This window comes from Serratia sp. BW106, from assembly GCF_002607755.1.
In the GTDB taxonomy this organism is placed as follows: Bacteria; Pseudomonadota; Gammaproteobacteria; order Enterobacterales; family Enterobacteriaceae; genus Serratia; species Serratia proteamaculans.
The window spans coordinates 46,587-64,572 of record NZ_MCGS01000018.1 but is presented as its reverse complement, the minus strand read 5'-3'; the positions used below and the strand labels follow the sequence as shown (position 1 = coordinate 64,572).

Sequence of the window (17,986 nt, the reverse complement as noted above, 5' to 3'; positions counted from 1 at the left end):
CGCGACAAAAACCCGAAGCGCCTGCTTCATGATCTGGCCCCCTATTCGCGCTCGGCGGCGGTACACACCTTGAGCAAGTCACCCAGTTCTTCCAACTGCTGCGTCAGTTCCATGCTCAGCCAGACATAGCCGTAGATCGGCGCTTCGCCGTGCAGGTTGACGCTGGCCTCCTGCATCAGGGTTTTCAGCTCGGTGGCGATGTCACTCAGCTCCCCTGCCACCACCGCCTGCTGTGCCTGCGGGCCGTTATGCATTGTCTCTGCCAGCGCTTCCAGCGAGCGTAGCGTCAGCAGTTGCGCACTGCGCAGGGTTTTGGCATTCAGCATAATAAAGTGGGTTTCGCGCGAGGCCCAGTAGGCATCGGCCAACAGCTCCAGCGTACACACCAGATTGCGGCTCAGCGTTTGCACCGCTTCAAACACCGCTTTGGGAATATGGGTTTCTTTGCTGCTGGGGACAATCAGGCCACGTAATTTAACCACCTGATTCAGCAAATCTTTCAGCTGTGGCTCCAGGCGCGGCCGTTCGATCATATTCGGTGACAGATAAGCGCCGTAGATCTTGCCCGCGCTTTGCAGGCAATCCGCCATCTGCATGCGCCACAAGATGTAGGCGCGCTGTGGGTAAATGCTGGTGAACAACAGCGCCAGCAGTGAGCCAAAAATCACGTCGCCGCTGCGCCATAGCGCGGTGTGCATATCACCGGCCCCCGCGCCACAGACCACCGCCAGCGTAATACCCACCAACAGCGCCATATAGGGCCGTTTACCGAGTGTCAGGTAGCCGCAGAAAAACATCACCACCCCGCACCACGCCAGCATTAAGGGGAGTGAATAGAGCTCAAGATACAGCGCGATCAGACCCGAGGCGGCACCAAACACCGTGCCGGCGATACGCTGCAACGCCCTTTGCAACACGTTGCCCCAGAACGAGATCGGCCCCATCACCACCACCAGGGTAATCAGCGGCCAGGTGCCTTCCGGCACTTCAAGCAGGCGGATCAGCAGGAAGGTCAGGATAAACGCCAGCCCAATGCGCACACCGTGCACAATGCGGTAATGGCGATAAGTCAGATGTTCAAACGACGATATTTTTCTGTCGAGGCGCACAATGCATCCCGTGATCGATGGCGAGAAAGAACATTAGTTTAGCGGAGGAAGGCAGGCAGAGAAAAGGCGGATAAGGCGTCCCCTATCCGCAGTCAGGCGTTATGCGGCATATTTATCCACCAGCGCGCGTAAAATGGCGGCTGTTTCCACATCCATCACCCCGTCGTACTGCCGTTGACGGAAATGCAGCTGGAAGGCGCGCACCAGTTGACGATAGCCTTCGGCATCGATCGCTGCCGAGGTGTCGTAACCGTATTTAGCAAACAGCGCCAGCAAATCTGGCTGCACCGGTACACCATGGCACTGATACTCATGCTGGTGACGCTGCTGCACGGCTTCGTCATACCAGGCGCCGATACCGGCCAGATACAGCTGATGCCAGGGGAACTGCGGGCCGGGATCGCTCTTGCGGCCCGGGGCAATATCGGAATGCGCTACTACGTTGACCGGCGTGATATCCGGATAGCGCTGCAGGATGTTCTGTGCCAGTTGGCTGACCGCCGCGATCTGCTGCGGATTAAACGGCGGGAAGGTAATGTCTTCGCCATCGCCGCTGGCCAGATTGACGATCTCGATGCCAATCGACGTATCGTTGAGATTATTGCGAGTGCCCCACTGACTGGCACCGGCATGCCAGGCCCGTTCCACTTCATCAACCAGATTAAAAATGCGCACGCCGCTGAAACCGGCCGCCTGATAGCTTTGATCTTGCGGATCCGGCACCAGGTAATGGGCGCTGACCGACTTGCCGGTCAGTGACTGCACGGAATCGGCGAAGTTTTGCGCCGTGTAATGCAGCACCAGAAAGCGCACCCGGTGACCAAAGCTGGCTACCGAGCGGTAGCTGTTGTAATCCATACTGAACATAGTAGATTCCTTGTTAGTTAAACTCGCGTACCACAGTCATTGCAGGATCCTTCCCGCTCAAGCGGTCGCACCATGCAGCGACCCTACAATGCCTTCGTGGACCTTGTCCACCCGTTAATGTTTAGCTAATTGCTAAAGTTAAAGCAAGAAATATTTAGTGATAGCAATATTTACCTTTTTGCTAAAGAGTGCGATCATCCGACAATGGAAACCAAAGAAATAAGACGCAATAATTTGCGCGAGCTGATGGCCAGCTACGCCCGCCAGGGTGTTAACCAGAACGAGTTTGCGGTGCTGGTTGAGTCCTCTTCGCCTACGCTGAGCCAAATCAGCGGTGAAAAGTCCTCCCGTAACCTGGGTGATAATCTCGCCAGACGGATCGAGGCCAAACTGAATCTGCCCAAGGGCTGGTTTGACGTTTTCCATGAAAAAGAGTTGGTACGGCCGTTTGATAACGTGGCGGCAGAGTCGGACTTTCAACCAGCCCGCCTGAAGCCGGTGGTATGGGAAGACACCGAACAGGACAAGGAAGAGTTTGTGGAAATCCCGCTGCTGGATATCAATTTTTCTGCCGGCGACGGCTGTTATGAAATCGTCGATCGTGAAGAGTTTTCGCTGATCTTCCGTCGCTACTATCTGCACAAGATGGGGGTGGCGGTGAATGCCGCGCGCATCATCCGCATTTCCGGCTCCAGCATGGAACCGCGTCTGCAAGACGGCGACGTGGTGGGGATTAATACCGATGACATCCGCATTCGCGAAGGCAAGACCTACGCCATTCGGCACGGTAATCTGCTGCGGGTAAAAGTGTTGATCGAACAGCCCGACGGCGGCGTCACTATTCGCTCCCTTAACCGGGAAGAATACCAGGACGAACACCTGAGTTATCCGCAGCGCAAAGACCAACTGGTGGTGCTGGGCCGCGTTTTCTGGTCGTCGTCGTCCTGGTAATCAGCCGGGCGCCGTGGGTTGGCGCCTTGCTGTTATTTAAAATCGACCACCATCTGCTGCTGGATCGATAATCCCCGGGTGGACTGCACGCAACAGTCGATATAGTCGGTAAAGCGCGGCGGCTTCGGCATGCCCAGCTTAAGGATTTTGTCATTGCTGAAACGCACGTTAAGCATGGCGAAAGATCCATACAGGCGCATCGCCTTCAGCATCAGTCGCTCGTTACAAGGCCCGAAAATATCCTTCAGCTGTTTGCGCATTTTCAACAGCGCTTCGTAACTGACCTGCGCGTAATGATCGCCTAGCGGCGGTTTTTCCAGCGCGGCGGCAATCGCACGGTCAATATCCGCAAAGCTGACGCTGCTCTCTTCACCGGCGGAGATATGATAAACGTCATTCTCCAGCGTTTCGCTGTTCAACAGCATGACCATCGCATCGGCACAGTAGTCGACCGGGATCACGTCGATATTATCCTGCAGCGAACACATAAACTTACGCAGCATCAGCGCCATGCTGAACACCCAGAAAATGCTGCTGGAAGGCTGACAGCCCAGGCGAGTATGCCCCACCACAATCGATGGACGGGCAATCACCAGTGGCAGCTGCGGGCAGTGCTGACGCATCAGCTGTTCGATGGTCGATTTGGAACGGGTATATTCCACCAGATGCTCGGCGGTTTCTTCAAACTCGCCGCTTTCCGCTACCAGTGAACCCGGTTCCGGCGCACAAGACATGGCGGTGCCCACGTGCAGGAAACGTTTTAATCCAGAGACCTGCGCCATTCTTTTGGCAAAGGCCAGCGTGCCCTCAACATTAACCTTCCAAATAAGTGGGTTATTGCCAAATGACGCAACGGCGGCACAATTGATAACGCGCGTTACATTGTTAATTCGTGTGTCCGCTAAAAAGTCAGCGGGCTCACTTAAGTCGCCCAACAATATATTTTCTATCGTGATCTTCGAGAATAAATCGGCATCAATATTAAACTTTTCCATATTCTGGCGAATACGTTCCAGCCCCTGCTGTGCATTTTCAGCTCGCACTAACAGAAGATAGTTAATCGCCTGATTTTCTTTCAGTAATTTCTCGAGCACTGCACCACCGAGGAAGCCGGTAGCGCCGGTCAACAGCAGAGTTTTCATAATAGGTGTCCACATTGGTATTGAATGCTGCTGATTGTAGGGGGAAGTAATTAAACGGATATTAAATAAAACTCAGTGGCACCTATTTATCTTTTCTTAATATTATCTTAAGGAATATCTTGAAACATCGCAGCGGTATTTGGTAACACATTAATAAAAAACAAACCGAAATAAACCGGTCCGTTGACATTGCATTGATATTAACTCTGATTTAATTCCCTGGTGAATGTTATTACCTTTACTCATCAGGAGTATTTATGAGCTATAACCAAAAAGTCTGGCTGGGCATCCTGGTCCTGTGCAGCGTTTTCTGGCTGGCGGTGATCGGCAGTGTTTTCTCGGCCCATGAGGCCTTCGAGCGCGCTAATCTGCAAAGCCAGCAGGATTTTGCCGCCCGATATGTTCAGCATAATCATGGTACTGCCGCGCCAAGCCACGCTCTCCAGGCAAAGTCGCCGACTTCTTGAGACTCCCCCCAGAATGGGGTAGGGACAAGCGCGGCCAAGGATCCTATGATGCCCTATGATTCACAGGGAGAATAATATGGGTCGAAAGCTGGATAGCTTACCGCAAGCAGAACGTGAAAAAGTTGAAGTCGATTTACTGGCCCTCAGCGTCATTTATAACGAACGCTATGGCATTACCGTCAATGACGCCGCCAACGCCGAACAACAGGTACCCGATGAGCTACGGCCCTACTTTCATCTGCGCCTGAACTACTACCGCAGTGCGTAATGCCGCGCATTTCGGTGATTAACACTAACGACTCGTACATCTCGCCGTTACAATAGAGGCATATTCCCTACGCCACGTGAGAGATGCGATTTTGAGCAGCAAGGCACCGGCCACATTCTACATCCACGACTACGAAACCTTCGGTATTAGCCCATCGCTGGACCGCCCGGCGCAGTTTGCCGGTGTGCGTACCGATACGGATTTCAATATTATCGAAGAGCCGTTGGTCATCTACTGCACCCCGGCCGATGACTACCTTCCCGATCCTGAAGCGGTGATGATCACCGGTATCACGCCGCAACTGGCGCTGGCCAAGGGCGTCAACGAAGCCGACTTTGCGCGTCAGATCCACCAGACGTTCAGCGTGCCCGGCACCTGTATTCTGGGTTACAACAATATCCGCTTCGATGACGAAGTCAGCCGCAATATTTTCTACCGCAGTTTCTACGATCCTTATGCCTACAGCTGGCAGAACGGCAACTCACGCTGGGATTTACTCGACGTTATGCGAGCCTGCTATGCACTGCGCCCGGACGGCATCGTTTGGCCGGAGAACGAAGACGGCTTCCCCAGCTTCCGTCTGGAGCACCTGACTCGCGCCAACGGCATCGAACATGAGCAAGCCCATGACGCGATGTCGGACGTCTACGCCACCATCGCCATGGCCAAACTGGTTAAACAGGCGCAGCCACGGCTGTTTGATTTCCTGCTGCAGCACCGCAACAAGCATAAGCTGAACGCCCTGATCGACATTGCAGAAATGACACCTCTGGTGCACGTTTCAGGCATGTTCGGGGCCGCACGCGGCAACACCAGTTGGGTCTCGCCGCTGGCCTGGCACCCGGATAACAAGAACGCGGTGATCATGTGCGATCTGGCCGGCGATATGACGCCGCTGCTGACGCTGAGTGCCGACGAGCTGCGTGAACGGCTGTATACCCGCCGCGACGATCTGGCCCCCGGGCAATCGCCAGTCCCAATCAAACTGGTGCATATCAACAAATGTCCGGTGCTGGCACCGGCCAAAACCCTGCTGCCGGAAAACGCCGAGCGGCTGGGTATCGATCGTCAGGCCTGCCTGCAAAACCTGCAGTTGTTGCGCCAGCATCCGCAAGTGCGTGAAAAAGTCGTCGCGCTGTTCGCCGAAGCCGAGCCTTTCAAGGGATCTGATGATGTCGATGCGCGGCTGTACGACGGTTTCTTCAGCGATGCCGACAAGGCGGCGATGAAGATTATTCAGCAGACCAAACCGCAGAACCTGCCGGCGCTGGATCTGACCTTCAGCGATAGCCGCATGAAGGAGTTGCTGTTCCGTTTCCGTGCCCGCAACTACCCCAATACGCTGGATGACGCCGAACAACGCCGCTGGTTACAGCATCGCCAGGAAGCCCTGAGCGCCGAACGGGTGCAGAGCTATGTCCTGCAACTGGAGTCGCTGTATAACCTGCATGAAGGCGATCAGGAAAAGACCGCGCTATTGAAAGCGCTGTTTGAGTACGGCAAAGAATTGGTCGGCTGACAAAAACAACAAAGGGCGCCGAAGCGCCCTAAAACTGCTGACAAAGTTCCCGGTGACTAAAGTAATAGATTTATTACTAATAAAAACAAAGAATTCTGTCTTACGATTTACCCCAAACATCCGAAAACCACGTTTTTCGGGTGTTTGCCATCAATCAAGGGCGCCGAGGCGCCCTTTTTAATGCACATACCTGTTAAGACTTAGGCCAGGTCTTCGCTAGCCTGTGGTACCGGCAGGCGGAAGCTGCGGGTCACAAAGGCCAGGTAAATCAGGCCAATTGCCGCCCACACCAGACCCAGCGTCATTGAACTGGCTTCCAGATTCAGCCACAGTGCACCTACGGTCAGCGCGCCCATAATTGGCAGGATCAGGTAGTTAAAGGTGTCTTTAACGGTACGGTTCAGCTTGTCGCGAATATAGAACTGCGAGATCACCGACAGGTTCACGAAGGTGAACGCCACCAGCGCACCGAAGTTAATCAGCGCCGTTGCCGTCACCAGATCAAACGACACCGCAGACAACGCAATCACGCCAACCAACAGCACGTTCAGTGCCGGGGTACGCCATTTCGGGTGCACATAACCGAAGAAACGCTCCGGGAATACGCCGTCACGACCCATCACATACATCAGGCGCGAAACACCGGCGTGCGATGCCATGCCTGAAGCCAGTACGGTCACACAAGAGAACACCAGGATCACCGACTGGAAGAACTTGCCGGCCACGTACAGCATGATTTCCGGCTGAGACGCGTCAGGATCTTTAAAGCGTGAAATGTCCGGGAAGTACAACTGTACAAAGTAAGACACCACGATAAAGATAACGCCGCCGATCAACGCCGTCAGGAAGATGGCTTTCGGGATCACGTTCTCCGCGTCTTTGGTTTCTTCAGACAGCGAGCTGATGCCATCAAAACCGAGGAACGAGAAGCACAGAATGGTCGCACCGGTAATCATCGGCACCACATGCGCACCTTCAGACCAGAACGGACGGCTGCTGATCAGCGTACCGGCACCTTCACCATGCGAAATGCCATTCACCACCAGGAACAGGAACACGATCATGATCGCTACCTGCACCACCACGATAATGGAGTTCAGGTTCGCCACCAGCTTGATGCCGCGCAGGTTGAACACCGTCATCAGCGCGACCAGTGCCGCCACGAAGATCCACGAAGGCACACCCGGGAAGATGGCTTCCAGGTAAATTTTGGCCAACAGAATGTTGATCATCGGCATGAACAGGTAGTCCAGCAGTGATGACCAGCCCACCATAAAGCCAACGTGCGGGCTGATGGCCTTCTGGGCATAGGTATAGGCAGAACCGGCGGACGGGAATTTCCGTACCAGTTTGCCGTAGCTCAGTGCGGTAAACAGTACCGCCAGCAGAGCAAAGGCGTACGCAGTGGCGACGTGACCATCGGTCAGGCCGGATACGATGCCAAAGGTATCGAAGATGGTCATTGGCTGCAGATAAGCCAGCCCCATCATCACTACCGGAACTAAAGTCAGGGTTTTACGCAGCTGTGCACGTTGAGCCGGAGCGGCGCTGATGATGTTATCGGACATGACGCAGCCCCCCCTTACCTTCAGTCTTGCGGAGCGTAGACACGCCAAGACTTAAGGTTGCGGGGAAACTTCGCAACTTGCGACTGAATTCAAAAAGAAGGGGATTGGAAGCTGGATAACGAGTCAAGGCGGCCTTGGCTGCTCCATAATCGCTGCGACCGCAGCGGAAACCGGCGGGCACCGGTGCTAAAGTGAAAAATTGCCCCATCTTTCTTATCCTCATGAGTCACGACCATAAAGTTTTATTTGATCGCGCACGAAACTATTTATCTATCCGGATCGGTGTCCGGCCTCGCTTGGTGTATGAAACGCACAGTTTGTAGAACACAAATGCAAAAAAAATAACCGACGCGTTAAAACGTCGGCTATCTGCATTAGGGATATTTTGCACCAGAAACCCTCCTGATGACAAGATCAGGAAGGCCTGTTAAACAAATTCTTTTCGCGATCGTTCGGAAAAGCGCCCTTACGGGTGAATTAATCCGCTATCTTCACTTTCACCGATCAACTTAATGACGCTCAGTTTACGCCCCCTCAGGCATTTTTCAACATCCAGTCGATCTCGGTTTCCGTCACCAGGCGCTCGAACTGCATCAGTTCATCCATTTTGCAGGCGTGGTAAACATGCGCAAAACGTTCGCCGAGATACTGCGTCAGTTCGTGCTGATGCTCAAATTCATACAGCGCATCGCTTTGGCGGATCGGGAACGGCAGCCCTTCCTGCTCCAGCCCGTTGCCGGTCACCGGCTCAGGTAATGGCAGTTCGTTGTCCAGCCCGTAAAGAATACCTGACAGTATCGCCGCCACCACCAGATAAGGATTGGCATCGGCGCCCGCCACGCGGTATTCCACCCGATGATTCTCCTGCTCGCCGCAGGGAATACGCAGCGCAACGGTGCGGTTGTTGTGTCCCCAGGATGCCTGGGTAGGCACATACATGCCCGGCTGAAAACGACGGAAGGCGTTAATATTGGGTGCCAGCAGCGCCATGGAGGCCGGCATTAAGGTGATCATCCCGGCCAGCGCGCGATGCAGCAACGTCGAGTCTTCGCCGTCCGCTTGCGCGAACAGGTTGTTACCGTTGCCGTCGAGCATGCTGATATGCACGTGCATGCCGCTACCGGCGTATTCCTCATAAGGTTTCGCCATAAAGGTGGCGTGCAAGTGATGGTTTTCCGCCACCATTCGCACCAGACGCTTCAGCCCCAGCGCATGGTCACAGGCCAGCAGCACGTTATCGGTATGCTTCAGGTTCACCTCGAACTGGCCGGGTGACGCCTCCGCAACTGCGCCGTCCGCCGGCAAGCCCTGCATCTGCGCCAGGCTGTCGATGTCGTTTAACACCTCGGCAAAATGATTCAGGTTATCCAGCGAGTAAACCTGGCTCTGCATATTGCGCTCCTGGGTACCGGGCGCACAGGGCGGCTGCAAATACCCCTCTGAGTCTCGCTGTCGATCAATGAGATAGAACTCCAACTCTACCGCTACCACCGGGAACATGCCGCGCTGGCGCAACGCCTGCCACACTCGATTCAGGACATTACGGGGTTCAACGTCAAAGGGAGTGCCATCTTCATCCAGCATGGTCAGCAATACCTGACCGATATTATCCGGGTCCGCCGCTGACGGCGTCAGTGAACCGAGCACCGGCAGACAAACGCGGTCCGGCTCACCCAGTTCCTGGCCCAGGCCTGCCTCTTCCACCACGTTGCCCAAAATATCCATAGCGAATACCGAGGCGGGGAAGTAACAGCCTTTTTCCAATTTTTTCAGTCCGGAGACGGGAATACGTTTACCGCGGAAGGAACCATTCAGGTCAGTGAGAAGGATATCGATATACTGCGTTGAGGGGTGGCGTTCCAAATAGTGAGCAACCTCACGTTGGAACGCGCTACTTCGCCTCTCTTCATTATGCTGTGCAAAATTTTCAACTGCTGCGATATTGGTTTGCATACATCACCCGCCATTATGCTCTGAGAACGCGCTTGCGTTCGCCTGCCGATAGGTTCAACACATGGTCTGATTTCTCTGTAGACTGCGCCAGAATGGGCGCTCAAAATAACATCCATAATATGAAACATAGCCTTAACACAAATGGTTTGCAAATGTTACAATCCTGTTTGATTATTCGCCACCGACTGCTAAATTGATAAAATATTGACCGAAAAGGCGTTAACTGCCTTTTTGTGTACAGAATTTCGTCCGCCAGAATGGGGGTGGTCATGGGCAATATATTTTCCATATCGGTCACAACTACCGATATCATGCTGTGTCGAACTCACTCAGACAGGCACCTGACACCGATATTCATTTCTGCCTGTCGTCCCTACCAGAAGGAAGTACCGCTATGAGCGAAGTCAGCTTGGCACCAGGCAAGCGCCTGTCACAGATCCGTCTGCAATTGGGTTTGTCGCAGCGCCGGGTCGCCGAACTGTCCGGGTTAACCCACAGCGCAATCAGCACTATCGAGCAGGACAAGGTCAGTCCGGCCATCAGTACGCTGCAAAAGTTGCTGAAGGTTTACGGGCTGTCGCTGTCGGCATTCTTTGCCGAGCCTGAGACCGCCAATGAACCCAAAGTGGTGATCGAGGCCGAAGATCTGATCGAGATCGGCAGCCAGGGCGTGTCGATGAAGCTGGTGCACAACGGCAACCCAACGCGCAATCTGGCGATGATGCTGGAAACCTATCAACCCGGCACCACCACCGGAGAGAAGATCAAGCACCAGGGCGAGGAGATTGGCACCCTGCTGGAAGGCGAGATCATGCTGACCATCAACGGCCAGACCCATTGTTTGAGCGCCGGCCAGAGCTATGCGATTAACACCGGCATTCCCCACAGTTTCAGCAATACCTCGGCGCGCGTCTGTCGCATCGTCAGCGCACATACCCCCACCACCTTCTGACCCCTAGGGGCGGAGGCGTTATGCAGGAACATGTCGCCAGTTATTATGCCGCTACCGCCAACCCGTTCGCGCCCTGTGCAGCGCTGAACGGGCCGGTCCGCTGCGACGTCTGCATTATTGGCGGCGGCTTTACCGGCCTGTCGTCGGCGTTGCATTTGGTTGAGGCCGGTTACGATGTGGTGCTGCTGGAAGCTGCCCGCATCGGCTGGGGCGCCAGCGGTCGCAACGGGGGTCAGGTAGTCAACTCCTACAGTCGTGATATCGATGTGATCGAAGCGCGCTATGGCGCGGATACCGCAGCGATGCTGGGCAGCATGATGTTCGAAGGGGCGGAGATTATCCGCCAGCGCATCGATCAATACGCCATCGCCTGCGACTACCGTCCCGGCGGTATCTTCGCCGCTCTGAATCCAAAACAACGTCATGAGCTGCAGCAGCAACAGGTCCGCTGGCAGCGCTATGGCAATCACCAATTGGAATGGTTGGATCAGCAAGCTATTCGCCGTGAGATTGCCAGCGATCGTTACGTCGGCGGGCTGTTGGATCGCAACGGCGGCCACCTGCACCCACTCAATCTGGCGCTGGGTGAAGCCGAGGCGGTACGCCGTCACGGCGGGCAGCTGTTCGAACAATCTGCCGCCACGCGCATCGACTACGGTGAAACGGTCAGGGTGCACACTGCCCAGGGGTTGGTCAGCGCCAACTTTGTGATTATTGCCGGCAACGCCTACCTCGGTGAGCAACTCGAACCCCGCCTTAGCCGCTTAAGCATGCCCTGCGGCTCACAAATTCTCGCTACCGAGCCGTTGACCAGGGACATGGCGCTGTCGCTGCTGCCCAATAATTTCTGTGTCGAAGACTGCAATTACCTGCTGGATTACTTTCGCCTGACCGCCGACAACCGCCTGCTGTATGGCGGTGGCGTGGTGTATGGCGCCCGCGACCCTGCCGATATCGACGCGTTAATCCTGCCCAAGCTATTGAAGACTTTCCCGCAACTGAAACGGGTGCGGATTGATTACCACTGGAGCGGCAACTTCCTGCTGACGCTGTCACGTATGCCGCAGTTTGGTCGGCTGGAGAATAACGTCTATTACATGCAGGGCGACAGCGGTCATGGCGTGACCAGCACGCATTTGGCGGGCAAGCTGATCGCCGAAGTGCTGCGCGGCGATGCCGAACGCTTTGACGCCTTCGCCAAATTGCCGCACCTGCCTTTTTTGGGTGGCCGCCAGCTGCGCGTTCCCTTCACCGCCCTCGGCGCGGCCTACTATGCGTTGCGTGACCGGCTGGGGTTCTAGTGCCTGCCCGACCAGATTTTTTTGATCTCAGTTATGCCATTTAGTTTGTTGCGGAAATCGCAATCTGTGTTACAAAAGACTTACTTTAGCCATCTAAACACCTAAACGTCTTTTAATCACACTATGCCAATCCCTACGCCCTCACGCCTCGAGATGCGCAATATCTCGATCGCCTTTGCCGGCTTCAACGCCCTGCAAAACGTTGACTTCACCCTGCAGGGCGGCTCTACCCATGCGCTGGTCGGCGCTAATGGCGCAGGAAAATCCACGCTGATGGCAATACTTTCCGGCGCGCACAACCATTACCGTGGTGAGATCTTTATCGACGGCCAAAAAGTGGATATTCATTCGCCGCTGCAGGCGCGTCAGCACGGGATCCACGTGGTGCAGCAGGAAGTGGATGTGGCGCTGATCCCCACGCTGTCGGTGGCGGAAAATATCATGCTCGACTGGCTGAACCAGCCGGGCCATCTGCTGAACTGGGCGCAACTGTATCGCCAGGCGGCACAGTTACTGACCCAGCTGGATTTGACCATTAACCTTCGTCAACGATTGGCGGACTGCACATTGGCGGAAAAACAGCAGGTGCTGCTGGCCCGTGCGCTGTCCCACCGTTGCCGCTTCCTGGTGCTCGATGAACCCACCGCCCCGCTTGATCGCGCTGAAAGTGAACGTCTGTTCCGCGTGGTGCGCCGTCTTAAGTCCGAAGGCATCGGCGTGGTGTTTATTTCCCACCGCATTCATGAGCTGAGTGAAATTTGCGACCGCCTGACGGTACTGCGCGATGGCCGCCACGTCAGCGAAGACACCATGCAGGGGCTGAGCGGCGAACAGATTGTCGAAAAAATGCTCGGCCATCAGTTGGACGATATCTTCCCGCCGCCGCGCCTACCGCACGGTGCCCGTCCGCTGTTGCAGGTGGAAGGTCTGAACGATCGCCACAAGCTGCGTGACATCACGCTAAAGCTGCATCAGGGGGAAATCCTCGGTATTGCCGGGCTGGCCGGTGCAGGCAAAACCGAACTGTGCAAGGCGCTGTTTGGTGCCTCAGCAGCCCGGGTTGAACGGGGCGAACTGCTGGGCAAGCCCTGGGCCCCGCGTGCGCCGCACCTCAGCGTTGAACAAGGGCTGGCGCTGGTGCCGGAAGAACGACGCAAAGAAGGTATTTTTATTGATGAAGCCATCCCGATGAACCTGAGCGTCAGCGCCGACGAAAGCTTCTCACGCTGGAGCCTGTTCAGCCGCCGTCAGGAACTGCGCTGGGCGCGGGATATCATGCAGCGCCTGAATATCCGTGCCTCTGGCCCGCAACAACGGCTGGCAAGGCTGTCGGGCGGCAACCAGCAAAAAGTCGCCATTGGCAAATGGTTACGCGGCGATGCCAAGGTACTGATTTTCGATGAGCCGACCAAGGGCGTGGATATCAAGGCCAAACAGGAGCTGTTCACCCTGATCGACGGCCTGGCGCGCGACGGCAAAGGCATTATCTATGCTTCCGGCGAGTTCTCCGAGCTGGTCGGTTTATGCGATCGCATCTGCGTGCTGTGGGATGGCCGAGTGGTGGCGGAGCTTGACGCCGCCGAGATTGATGAAGAAACCCTATTACTGTATTCCACCGGAGGAACCCCAGCGTGAGTAAAGAATTATCCCTGCAGAATGCGCAACCCTGGCGCCATCAGCTGTTTGAGTTTCTCTACAAATGGGGGATGTTACTCACCGTTGTCGCGCTGATCGCCCTGTTCGGGCTGGCGTCGGACAACTTCCTCGATCCCAATAACATCATCAATATTTTACGCTCAATTGCCATCGTCACGGTGATCGCCATCGGGGTCTCCATTTCGCTGTCGGTCGGCGGTTTCGACCTTTCCGTCGGTTCCACCGCCTCGCTGGCCAACGCCCTGGTGGTTTCGCTGTTCGTTTGGCACGGCTTCGGGACCACCGGCGCGATTGTACTGACGTTGCTGATTTGCACGCTGGTCGGGCTGTTTAACGCTTTCCTGATCGTGGTGCTGAAAATCCCCGATATGCTGGCGACGCTGGCCAGCCTGTTTGTGATCCAGGGCGTAGCGATGACCTACAGCTACGGCGGATCCATCACCCAAAATATGCTGCTGCCGAACGGCGATATGGCGGAAGGCCTGATCCCGGAGATCTTCTCGTCACTGGGCCAGGTACCGGTGATCGTGCTGATTATGCTGGCAGTCACTGTGGTGGTGCAGTTGTTCCTGTCGCTGACCAAGCATGGCCGTCGTATGTATGCCATCGGCGGTAACCCGGAGGCGGCACGTCTTTCAGGTATCCGCACCGTACGTTACAGGGTTGCGGCTTATGTCATTTCTGCCCTGCTGGCCTCGCTTGGTGGCATACTGCTGGCGTCACGTATTGGTTCTTCGCAGGTGAATGCCGGCAGCGGTTATCTGATGGATGCGGTCGCCGCCGCCTACATTGGTTTCTCGCTGGCCGGCTCCGGTAAACCTAACGCGCTTGGCACGCTAGTCGGCGCGGTGATCCTCGGCGTGTTGCAAAACGGCCTGGTGATGCTCTCCGTCCCCTACTACGCGATGGACATTATCAAAGGTCTGGTGCTGGCCCTGGCGCTAGCGATCACCTACATCCAGAAACGCTGATTTCCCCGGCGCACGTCCTGCTGCGCCGGCTTTTCCTGCCATTCATCACTGCCTGAGCCAGATCCCCTTTCTATTTATAAGCATACAAATGATACGAATTATCATTTGCGTTTACATTTTGTTTGAAATCCTTACAATGGCCTGACGAAATACTGACGGAACGACGAACTCCGCAACGACGGAGCCCGTTTCTACTTATTATTCAAACCGTTAAAACGACACTTTGTCGATTTACATCAGACCAGGAAAGGTTTGCCTCATGGAAAAGCCACGTTATAACCAGCTCACCGCACTGATTATTGCTTCACTCGGCAGCGCTGGCGCGTTCGCCGCACCCCAGAATGACGCACAGGACACCATGGTGGTGACCGCCTCCGGTTTCCAGCAAAAAATCCAGGACTCCGCCGCCTCTATCTCGGTGATCCCACGTCAACAGATTGAAGACAAAGCCTATCGCGATATTACCGACGCGTTGAAAGACGTGCCGGGCGTGGTAGTCACCGGCGGGGCCAGCAGCAGCGATATCAGCATCCGCGGCATGTCCTCCAAATACACCCTGATCCTGGTGGATGGCAAGCGCGTGGACACGCGTGGCACTCGCCCGAACAGCGATAACTCCGGCATCGAACAGGGCTGGCTGCCACCGCTGGAAGCGATTGAGCGTATTGAAGTGGTACGCGGCCCTATGTCCTCACTGTATGGTTCCGACGCCATGGGCGGCGTGATCAACGTGATCACCCGCAAGACCTCCAGGAACGAATGGAAAGGCTCACTGCACGGCGATGCCACCTTCCAGGAACGTAGCGACTCCGGTGATATTTTCCAGACCAACGCCTACGCCTCCGGCCCGCTGATTGAAGGCTTGCTGGGCCTGCGGGTCAACGGCCTGCTGTCGCGTCGTGCCGAGGACCAAATCCTCAACGGCTTTAACGAACAGCGCATGCGCAGCGGCACTGCGGTATTTAGCCTGACACCGGATGATAAAAACGAATTCGACTTTGAAGTTGGCCGCTCGCTGCAGGACCGTAACAGCACGCCAGGTAAATCCATGGCGGCCGAAAACTGTCGCAATAACAAATGTACGCCAAACACCGCCAGTGACAGCCTTTACGCCCGTACCAACTATGCACTGACGCATAACGGTTATTACGACTTCGGCAACACCACCAGTTACATTCAGCACGAAGAAAACAATAATCCGGGCCGCAAAATGAAGATGTATAACACCATCCTCAATACCCAAACCCAGTTTGATCTCGGCGCCCATATGCTGAGCCTGGGTGGTCAATATCGTTACGAAAAATTGAGTGACGAAGGCAATCAGTTGGAAGCGGCAGATGGCTTGAATAAGCTGACCCGTTGGAGCTGGGCGCTGTTTGCCGAAGACGAATGGGCAATGACCAACGACTTCAGCCTGACCAGCGGCATCCGTATGGATCAGGACCAGAACTACGGCAGCCACTGGACACCGCGCATGTACGGCGTCTGGCACCTGACCGAGGAATTTACGCTGAAAGGCGGCGTTTCCGCCGGCTACCGGTCACCAGACCTGCGCCAATCCTCTGCCAACTGGGGACAAATCACCGGTGGTGGACGCACCTCAATCATTATCGGCAACCCGGACCTGCAGCCAGAGAAGAGCCTGAGCGAAGAGATCGGCGTGATGTGGGATAACCAACGGGGCCTGAACGCCGGCGTAACCCTGTTCAACACCGACTTCAAAGACAAGATCACCGAAGTCCGTCGCTGTGACAGCGGTGATGGCGACGCACAATGCATGATCGGCAATACGCCTTACTACTTTATCAGTGACCGCACTAACGTTGATAAAGCCAATATGCGCGGCGTAGAGGCCACCTTCGGCTGGGAAATCACCAAGGACTGGGAGTGGACCACCAACTATACCTATACCTCGTCCGAACAGAAAAGCGGAGATTTCCAGGGCAAGCCGCTGAACCAGATGCCAAAACATATGGTTAACAGCGTGCTGGATTGGCAGGCCACACAAGACGTCAGCCTGTGGTCACGCGTGAACTTCCGCAGCAAGACTTCAGATTATTTAAGCCGGACGTCAATGGCCAAGAGCACGCCGTCTTACACCTTTGTCGATGCCGGTCTGAGCTATAAGGCCAATAAAAACCTGCAGGTTACCGGTGGTGTCTACAACATCCTCGACAAAACCGTGGATTACGATCACTACAACACCGTACTGGATGGTCGCCGCTACACCGTCGGCATGACTTACAACTTCTGATGCCACACCGGGCGCGCACTTCAAACTGCGCGCCCTTTTTGTCACTCTCCCACCCGAGGAAGCCTTAATGACATTACGTCGTTCCCCCATGGTTATCGCCCTGCTGGCCTGTATGGCGCTGGCAGGCTGCAACAGTCAGCCCCACACTGCGGCCCCGGCAACGGTCAACTTTCAACATCTTAGCGGCAACACAGAAGTGAAAAAACACCCGCAACGCGTGGTGGTGCTGGACTACGCTTCGCTGGAAACCCTGCAACTGCTGGGCGTCGAGCCGCTGGCACTGCCGGGCAACCGCACCATGCTGCCGGATAGCCTGAAGCAGTATCAGGATGCCAAATACCTCAACGCCGGTACCCTGTTTGAACCGGACATGGCCACGCTGCGCGCAGCCAAACCGGATCTTATCCTGATCGCCGGTCGCTCTTCCAAGGCCTATAGCGAACTGAGTGGTATCGCGCCAACGTTGAATATGGCGATTGATCCGCAAGATCAACTGGGCAGCCTGAAGCAACGGACGCTGCAGTTGGGTGAGTTGTTCGATAAACAGCCGCAGGCACAGGCCGCGGTCGACAAACTGGACGCTGAAATTGCAGCGGTCAAACCGCAAGTGGCAAAAGCCGGGCGTGGCCTGGTGGTGTTGTTCTCTGGCGGGAAAATCAGCGTTTATGCGCCTAAGAGCCGTTTCAGCTTTACCTACGATGCGCTCGGATTCCCTTCGGCGTTACAGAGCGAAAACCCCGATGTTCGCGGCAACAAGCTGTCGCCTGAGCAGGTGGCTAAACTGAACCCGGACTGGCTGTTTATCATCGATCGCGATGCGGCAACCGGCCGTCCGAATGCGGTTGCTCCGCAGAAGATACTCACCACTACCGCACTGAAAAACACCGTGGCGGTGAAGAAAGGTCAGGTGGTTTATTTACCGGCGGCTGAGGTCTATCTGTCTGGCGGTATTATCACCAGTCAGCATATCGTCGAACGCGTCGCCGACGCGCTGAACAAGAAGTAATA

General features: G+C 55.5%; 15 protein-coding genes. 10 read left to right on the top strand and 5 right to left on the bottom strand.

Annotated elements, in window-relative coordinates; translation table 11 throughout:
- Positions 1–41: 41 nt before the first annotated feature.
- Both BEI65_RS13315 and BEI65_RS13310 read right to left on the bottom strand, forming a co-directional pair.
- A complete protein-coding gene (locus BEI65_RS13315) occupies positions 42–1,109 on the bottom strand; it encodes an FUSC family protein (RefSeq protein ID WP_099063750.1) in 1,068 nt (355 codons plus the stop codon).
- Between the two features lie 99 nt (positions 1,110–1,208).
- Positions 1,209–1,976, bottom strand: coding sequence for an N-acetylmuramoyl-L-alanine amidase (locus BEI65_RS13310; RefSeq protein ID WP_099063749.1), 768 nt, complete (start codon positions 1,974–1,976; stop codon positions 1,209–1,211).
- Positions 1,977–2,180: 204 nt separating this feature from the next.
- Here BEI65_RS13310 and BEI65_RS13305 point away from each other — a divergent pair, with 204 nt between their 5' ends.
- Positions 2,181–2,927, top strand: coding sequence for a S24 family peptidase (locus tag BEI65_RS13305; protein ID WP_099063748.1), 747 nt, complete (start codon positions 2,181–2,183; stop codon positions 2,925–2,927).
- A gap of 32 nt (positions 2,928–2,959) precedes the next feature.
- Here BEI65_RS13305 and BEI65_RS13300 read toward each other — a convergent pair whose 3' ends face one another.
- The gene (locus BEI65_RS13300; protein WP_099063747.1) at positions 2,960–4,069 is read right to left on the bottom strand and encodes an SDR family oxidoreductase; all 1,110 of its coding nucleotides are present in this window, start codon (positions 4,067–4,069) and stop codon (positions 2,960–2,962) included.
- Positions 4,070–4,326: 257 nt separating this feature from the next.
- On the opposite strand from BEI65_RS13300, the gene BEI65_RS13295 reads away from it, so the two are divergent.
- The 3 genes from BEI65_RS13295 to sbcB all read left to right on the top strand — a co-directional run bounded on the left by BEI65_RS13295 (position 4,327) and on the right by sbcB (position 6,323).
- Positions 4,327–4,536, top strand: a complete 210-nt coding sequence (locus BEI65_RS13295; RefSeq protein ID WP_099063746.1) for a hypothetical protein — start codon at positions 4,327–4,329, stop codon at positions 4,534–4,536.
- A 76-nt stretch (positions 4,537–4,612) separates the two neighbouring features.
- On the top strand, positions 4,613–4,804 hold the full coding sequence (locus BEI65_RS13290) for a DNA polymerase III subunit theta (RefSeq protein ID WP_099063745.1): 192 nt from the start codon (positions 4,613–4,615) through the stop codon (positions 4,802–4,804).
- A 91-nt stretch (positions 4,805–4,895) separates the two neighbouring features.
- Positions 4,896–6,323, top strand: a complete 1,428-nt coding sequence (gene sbcB / locus BEI65_RS13285; RefSeq protein ID WP_099063744.1) for an exodeoxyribonuclease I — start codon at positions 4,896–4,898, stop codon at positions 6,321–6,323.
- A 200-nt stretch (positions 6,324–6,523) separates the two neighbouring features.
- On the opposite strand, the gene BEI65_RS13280 is transcribed toward sbcB, so the two are convergent.
- Entirely contained in the window at positions 6,524–7,891 is a 1,368-nt protein-coding gene (locus BEI65_RS13280) for an APC family permease (protein ID WP_099063743.1), read from the bottom strand.
- A gap of 534 nt (positions 7,892–8,425) precedes the next feature.
- Positions 8,426–9,844 (bottom strand): glutamine synthetase family protein, encoded by a 1,419-nt coding sequence (locus tag BEI65_RS13270; protein WP_099063742.1) that lies wholly within the window; start codon positions 9,842–9,844, stop codon positions 8,426–8,428.
- 394 nt (positions 9,845–10,238) lie between these two features.
- Here BEI65_RS13270 and puuR point away from each other — a divergent pair, with 394 nt between their 5' ends.
- From puuR to BEI65_RS13240, 6 genes are all read left to right on the top strand, one after another.
- Positions 10,239–10,796 (top strand): HTH-type transcriptional regulator PuuR, encoded by a 558-nt coding sequence (gene puuR / locus BEI65_RS13265; RefSeq protein WP_099063741.1) that lies wholly within the window; start codon positions 10,239–10,241, stop codon positions 10,794–10,796.
- A gap of 20 nt (positions 10,797–10,816) precedes the next feature.
- Positions 10,817–12,097 (top strand): FAD-binding oxidoreductase, encoded by a 1,281-nt coding sequence (locus BEI65_RS13260; RefSeq protein ID WP_099063740.1) that lies wholly within the window; start codon positions 10,817–10,819, stop codon positions 12,095–12,097.
- A gap of 123 nt (positions 12,098–12,220) precedes the next feature.
- A complete protein-coding gene (locus BEI65_RS13255) occupies positions 12,221–13,732 on the top strand; it encodes a sugar ABC transporter ATP-binding protein (RefSeq protein ID WP_099063739.1) in 1,512 nt (503 codons plus the stop codon).
- The gene (locus BEI65_RS13250; RefSeq protein ID WP_099063738.1) at positions 13,729–14,724 is read left to right on the top strand and encodes an ABC transporter permease; all 996 of its coding nucleotides are present in this window, start codon (positions 13,729–13,731) and stop codon (positions 14,722–14,724) included. Before BEI65_RS13255 ends, BEI65_RS13250 begins: the two co-directional genes overlap by 4 nt.
- Before the next feature lie 259 nt (positions 14,725–14,983).
- Complete coding sequence (locus tag BEI65_RS13245) at positions 14,984–16,978, top strand: ligand-gated channel protein (protein WP_099063737.1); 1,995 nt, start codon at positions 14,984–14,986, stop codon at positions 16,976–16,978.
- 67 nt (positions 16,979–17,045) lie between these two features.
- Positions 17,046–17,984 (top strand): siderophore ABC transporter substrate-binding protein, encoded by a 939-nt coding sequence (locus BEI65_RS13240; protein WP_099063736.1) that lies wholly within the window; start codon positions 17,046–17,048, stop codon positions 17,982–17,984.
- Positions 17,985–17,986: the final 2 nt, after the last annotated feature.

Bases quoted from the DNA above. Each gene is read 5' to 3' on its own strand.
- BEI65_RS13305 (WP_099063748.1), top strand. From the start codon at position 2,181: ATGGAAACCAAAGAAATAAGACGCAATAATTTGCGCGAGCTGATGGCC.
- BEI65_RS13300 (WP_099063747.1), bottom strand. From the start codon at position 4,069: ATGAAAACTCTGCTGTTGACCGGCGCTACCGGCTTCCTCGGTGGTGCA.
- BEI65_RS13260 (WP_099063740.1), top strand. From the start codon at position 10,817: ATGCAGGAACATGTCGCCAGTTATTATGCCGCTACCGCCAACCCGTTC.
- BEI65_RS13240 (WP_099063736.1), top strand. From the start codon at position 17,046: ATGACATTACGTCGTTCCCCCATGGTTATCGCCCTGCTGGCCTGTATG.
- puuR (WP_099063741.1), top strand. From the start codon at position 10,239: ATGAGCGAAGTCAGCTTGGCACCAGGCAAGCGCCTGTCACAGATCCGT.
- BEI65_RS13255 (WP_099063739.1), top strand. From the start codon at position 12,221: ATGCCAATCCCTACGCCCTCACGCCTCGAGATGCGCAATATCTCGATC.
- BEI65_RS13295 (WP_099063746.1), top strand. From the start codon at position 4,327: ATGAGCTATAACCAAAAAGTCTGGCTGGGCATCCTGGTCCTGTGCAGC.
- BEI65_RS13290 (WP_099063745.1), top strand. From the start codon at position 4,613: ATGGGTCGAAAGCTGGATAGCTTACCGCAAGCAGAACGTGAAAAAGTT.
- BEI65_RS13280 (WP_099063743.1), bottom strand. From the start codon at position 7,891: ATGTCCGATAACATCATCAGCGCCGCTCCGGCTCAACGTGCACAGCTG.
- BEI65_RS13310 (WP_099063749.1), bottom strand. From the start codon at position 1,976: ATGTTCAGTATGGATTACAACAGCTACCGCTCGGTAGCCAGCTTTGGT.
- BEI65_RS13245 (WP_099063737.1), top strand. From the start codon at position 14,984: ATGGAAAAGCCACGTTATAACCAGCTCACCGCACTGATTATTGCTTCA.
- BEI65_RS13270 (WP_099063742.1), bottom strand. From the start codon at position 9,844: ATGCAAACCAATATCGCAGCAGTTGAAAATTTTGCACAGCATAATGAA.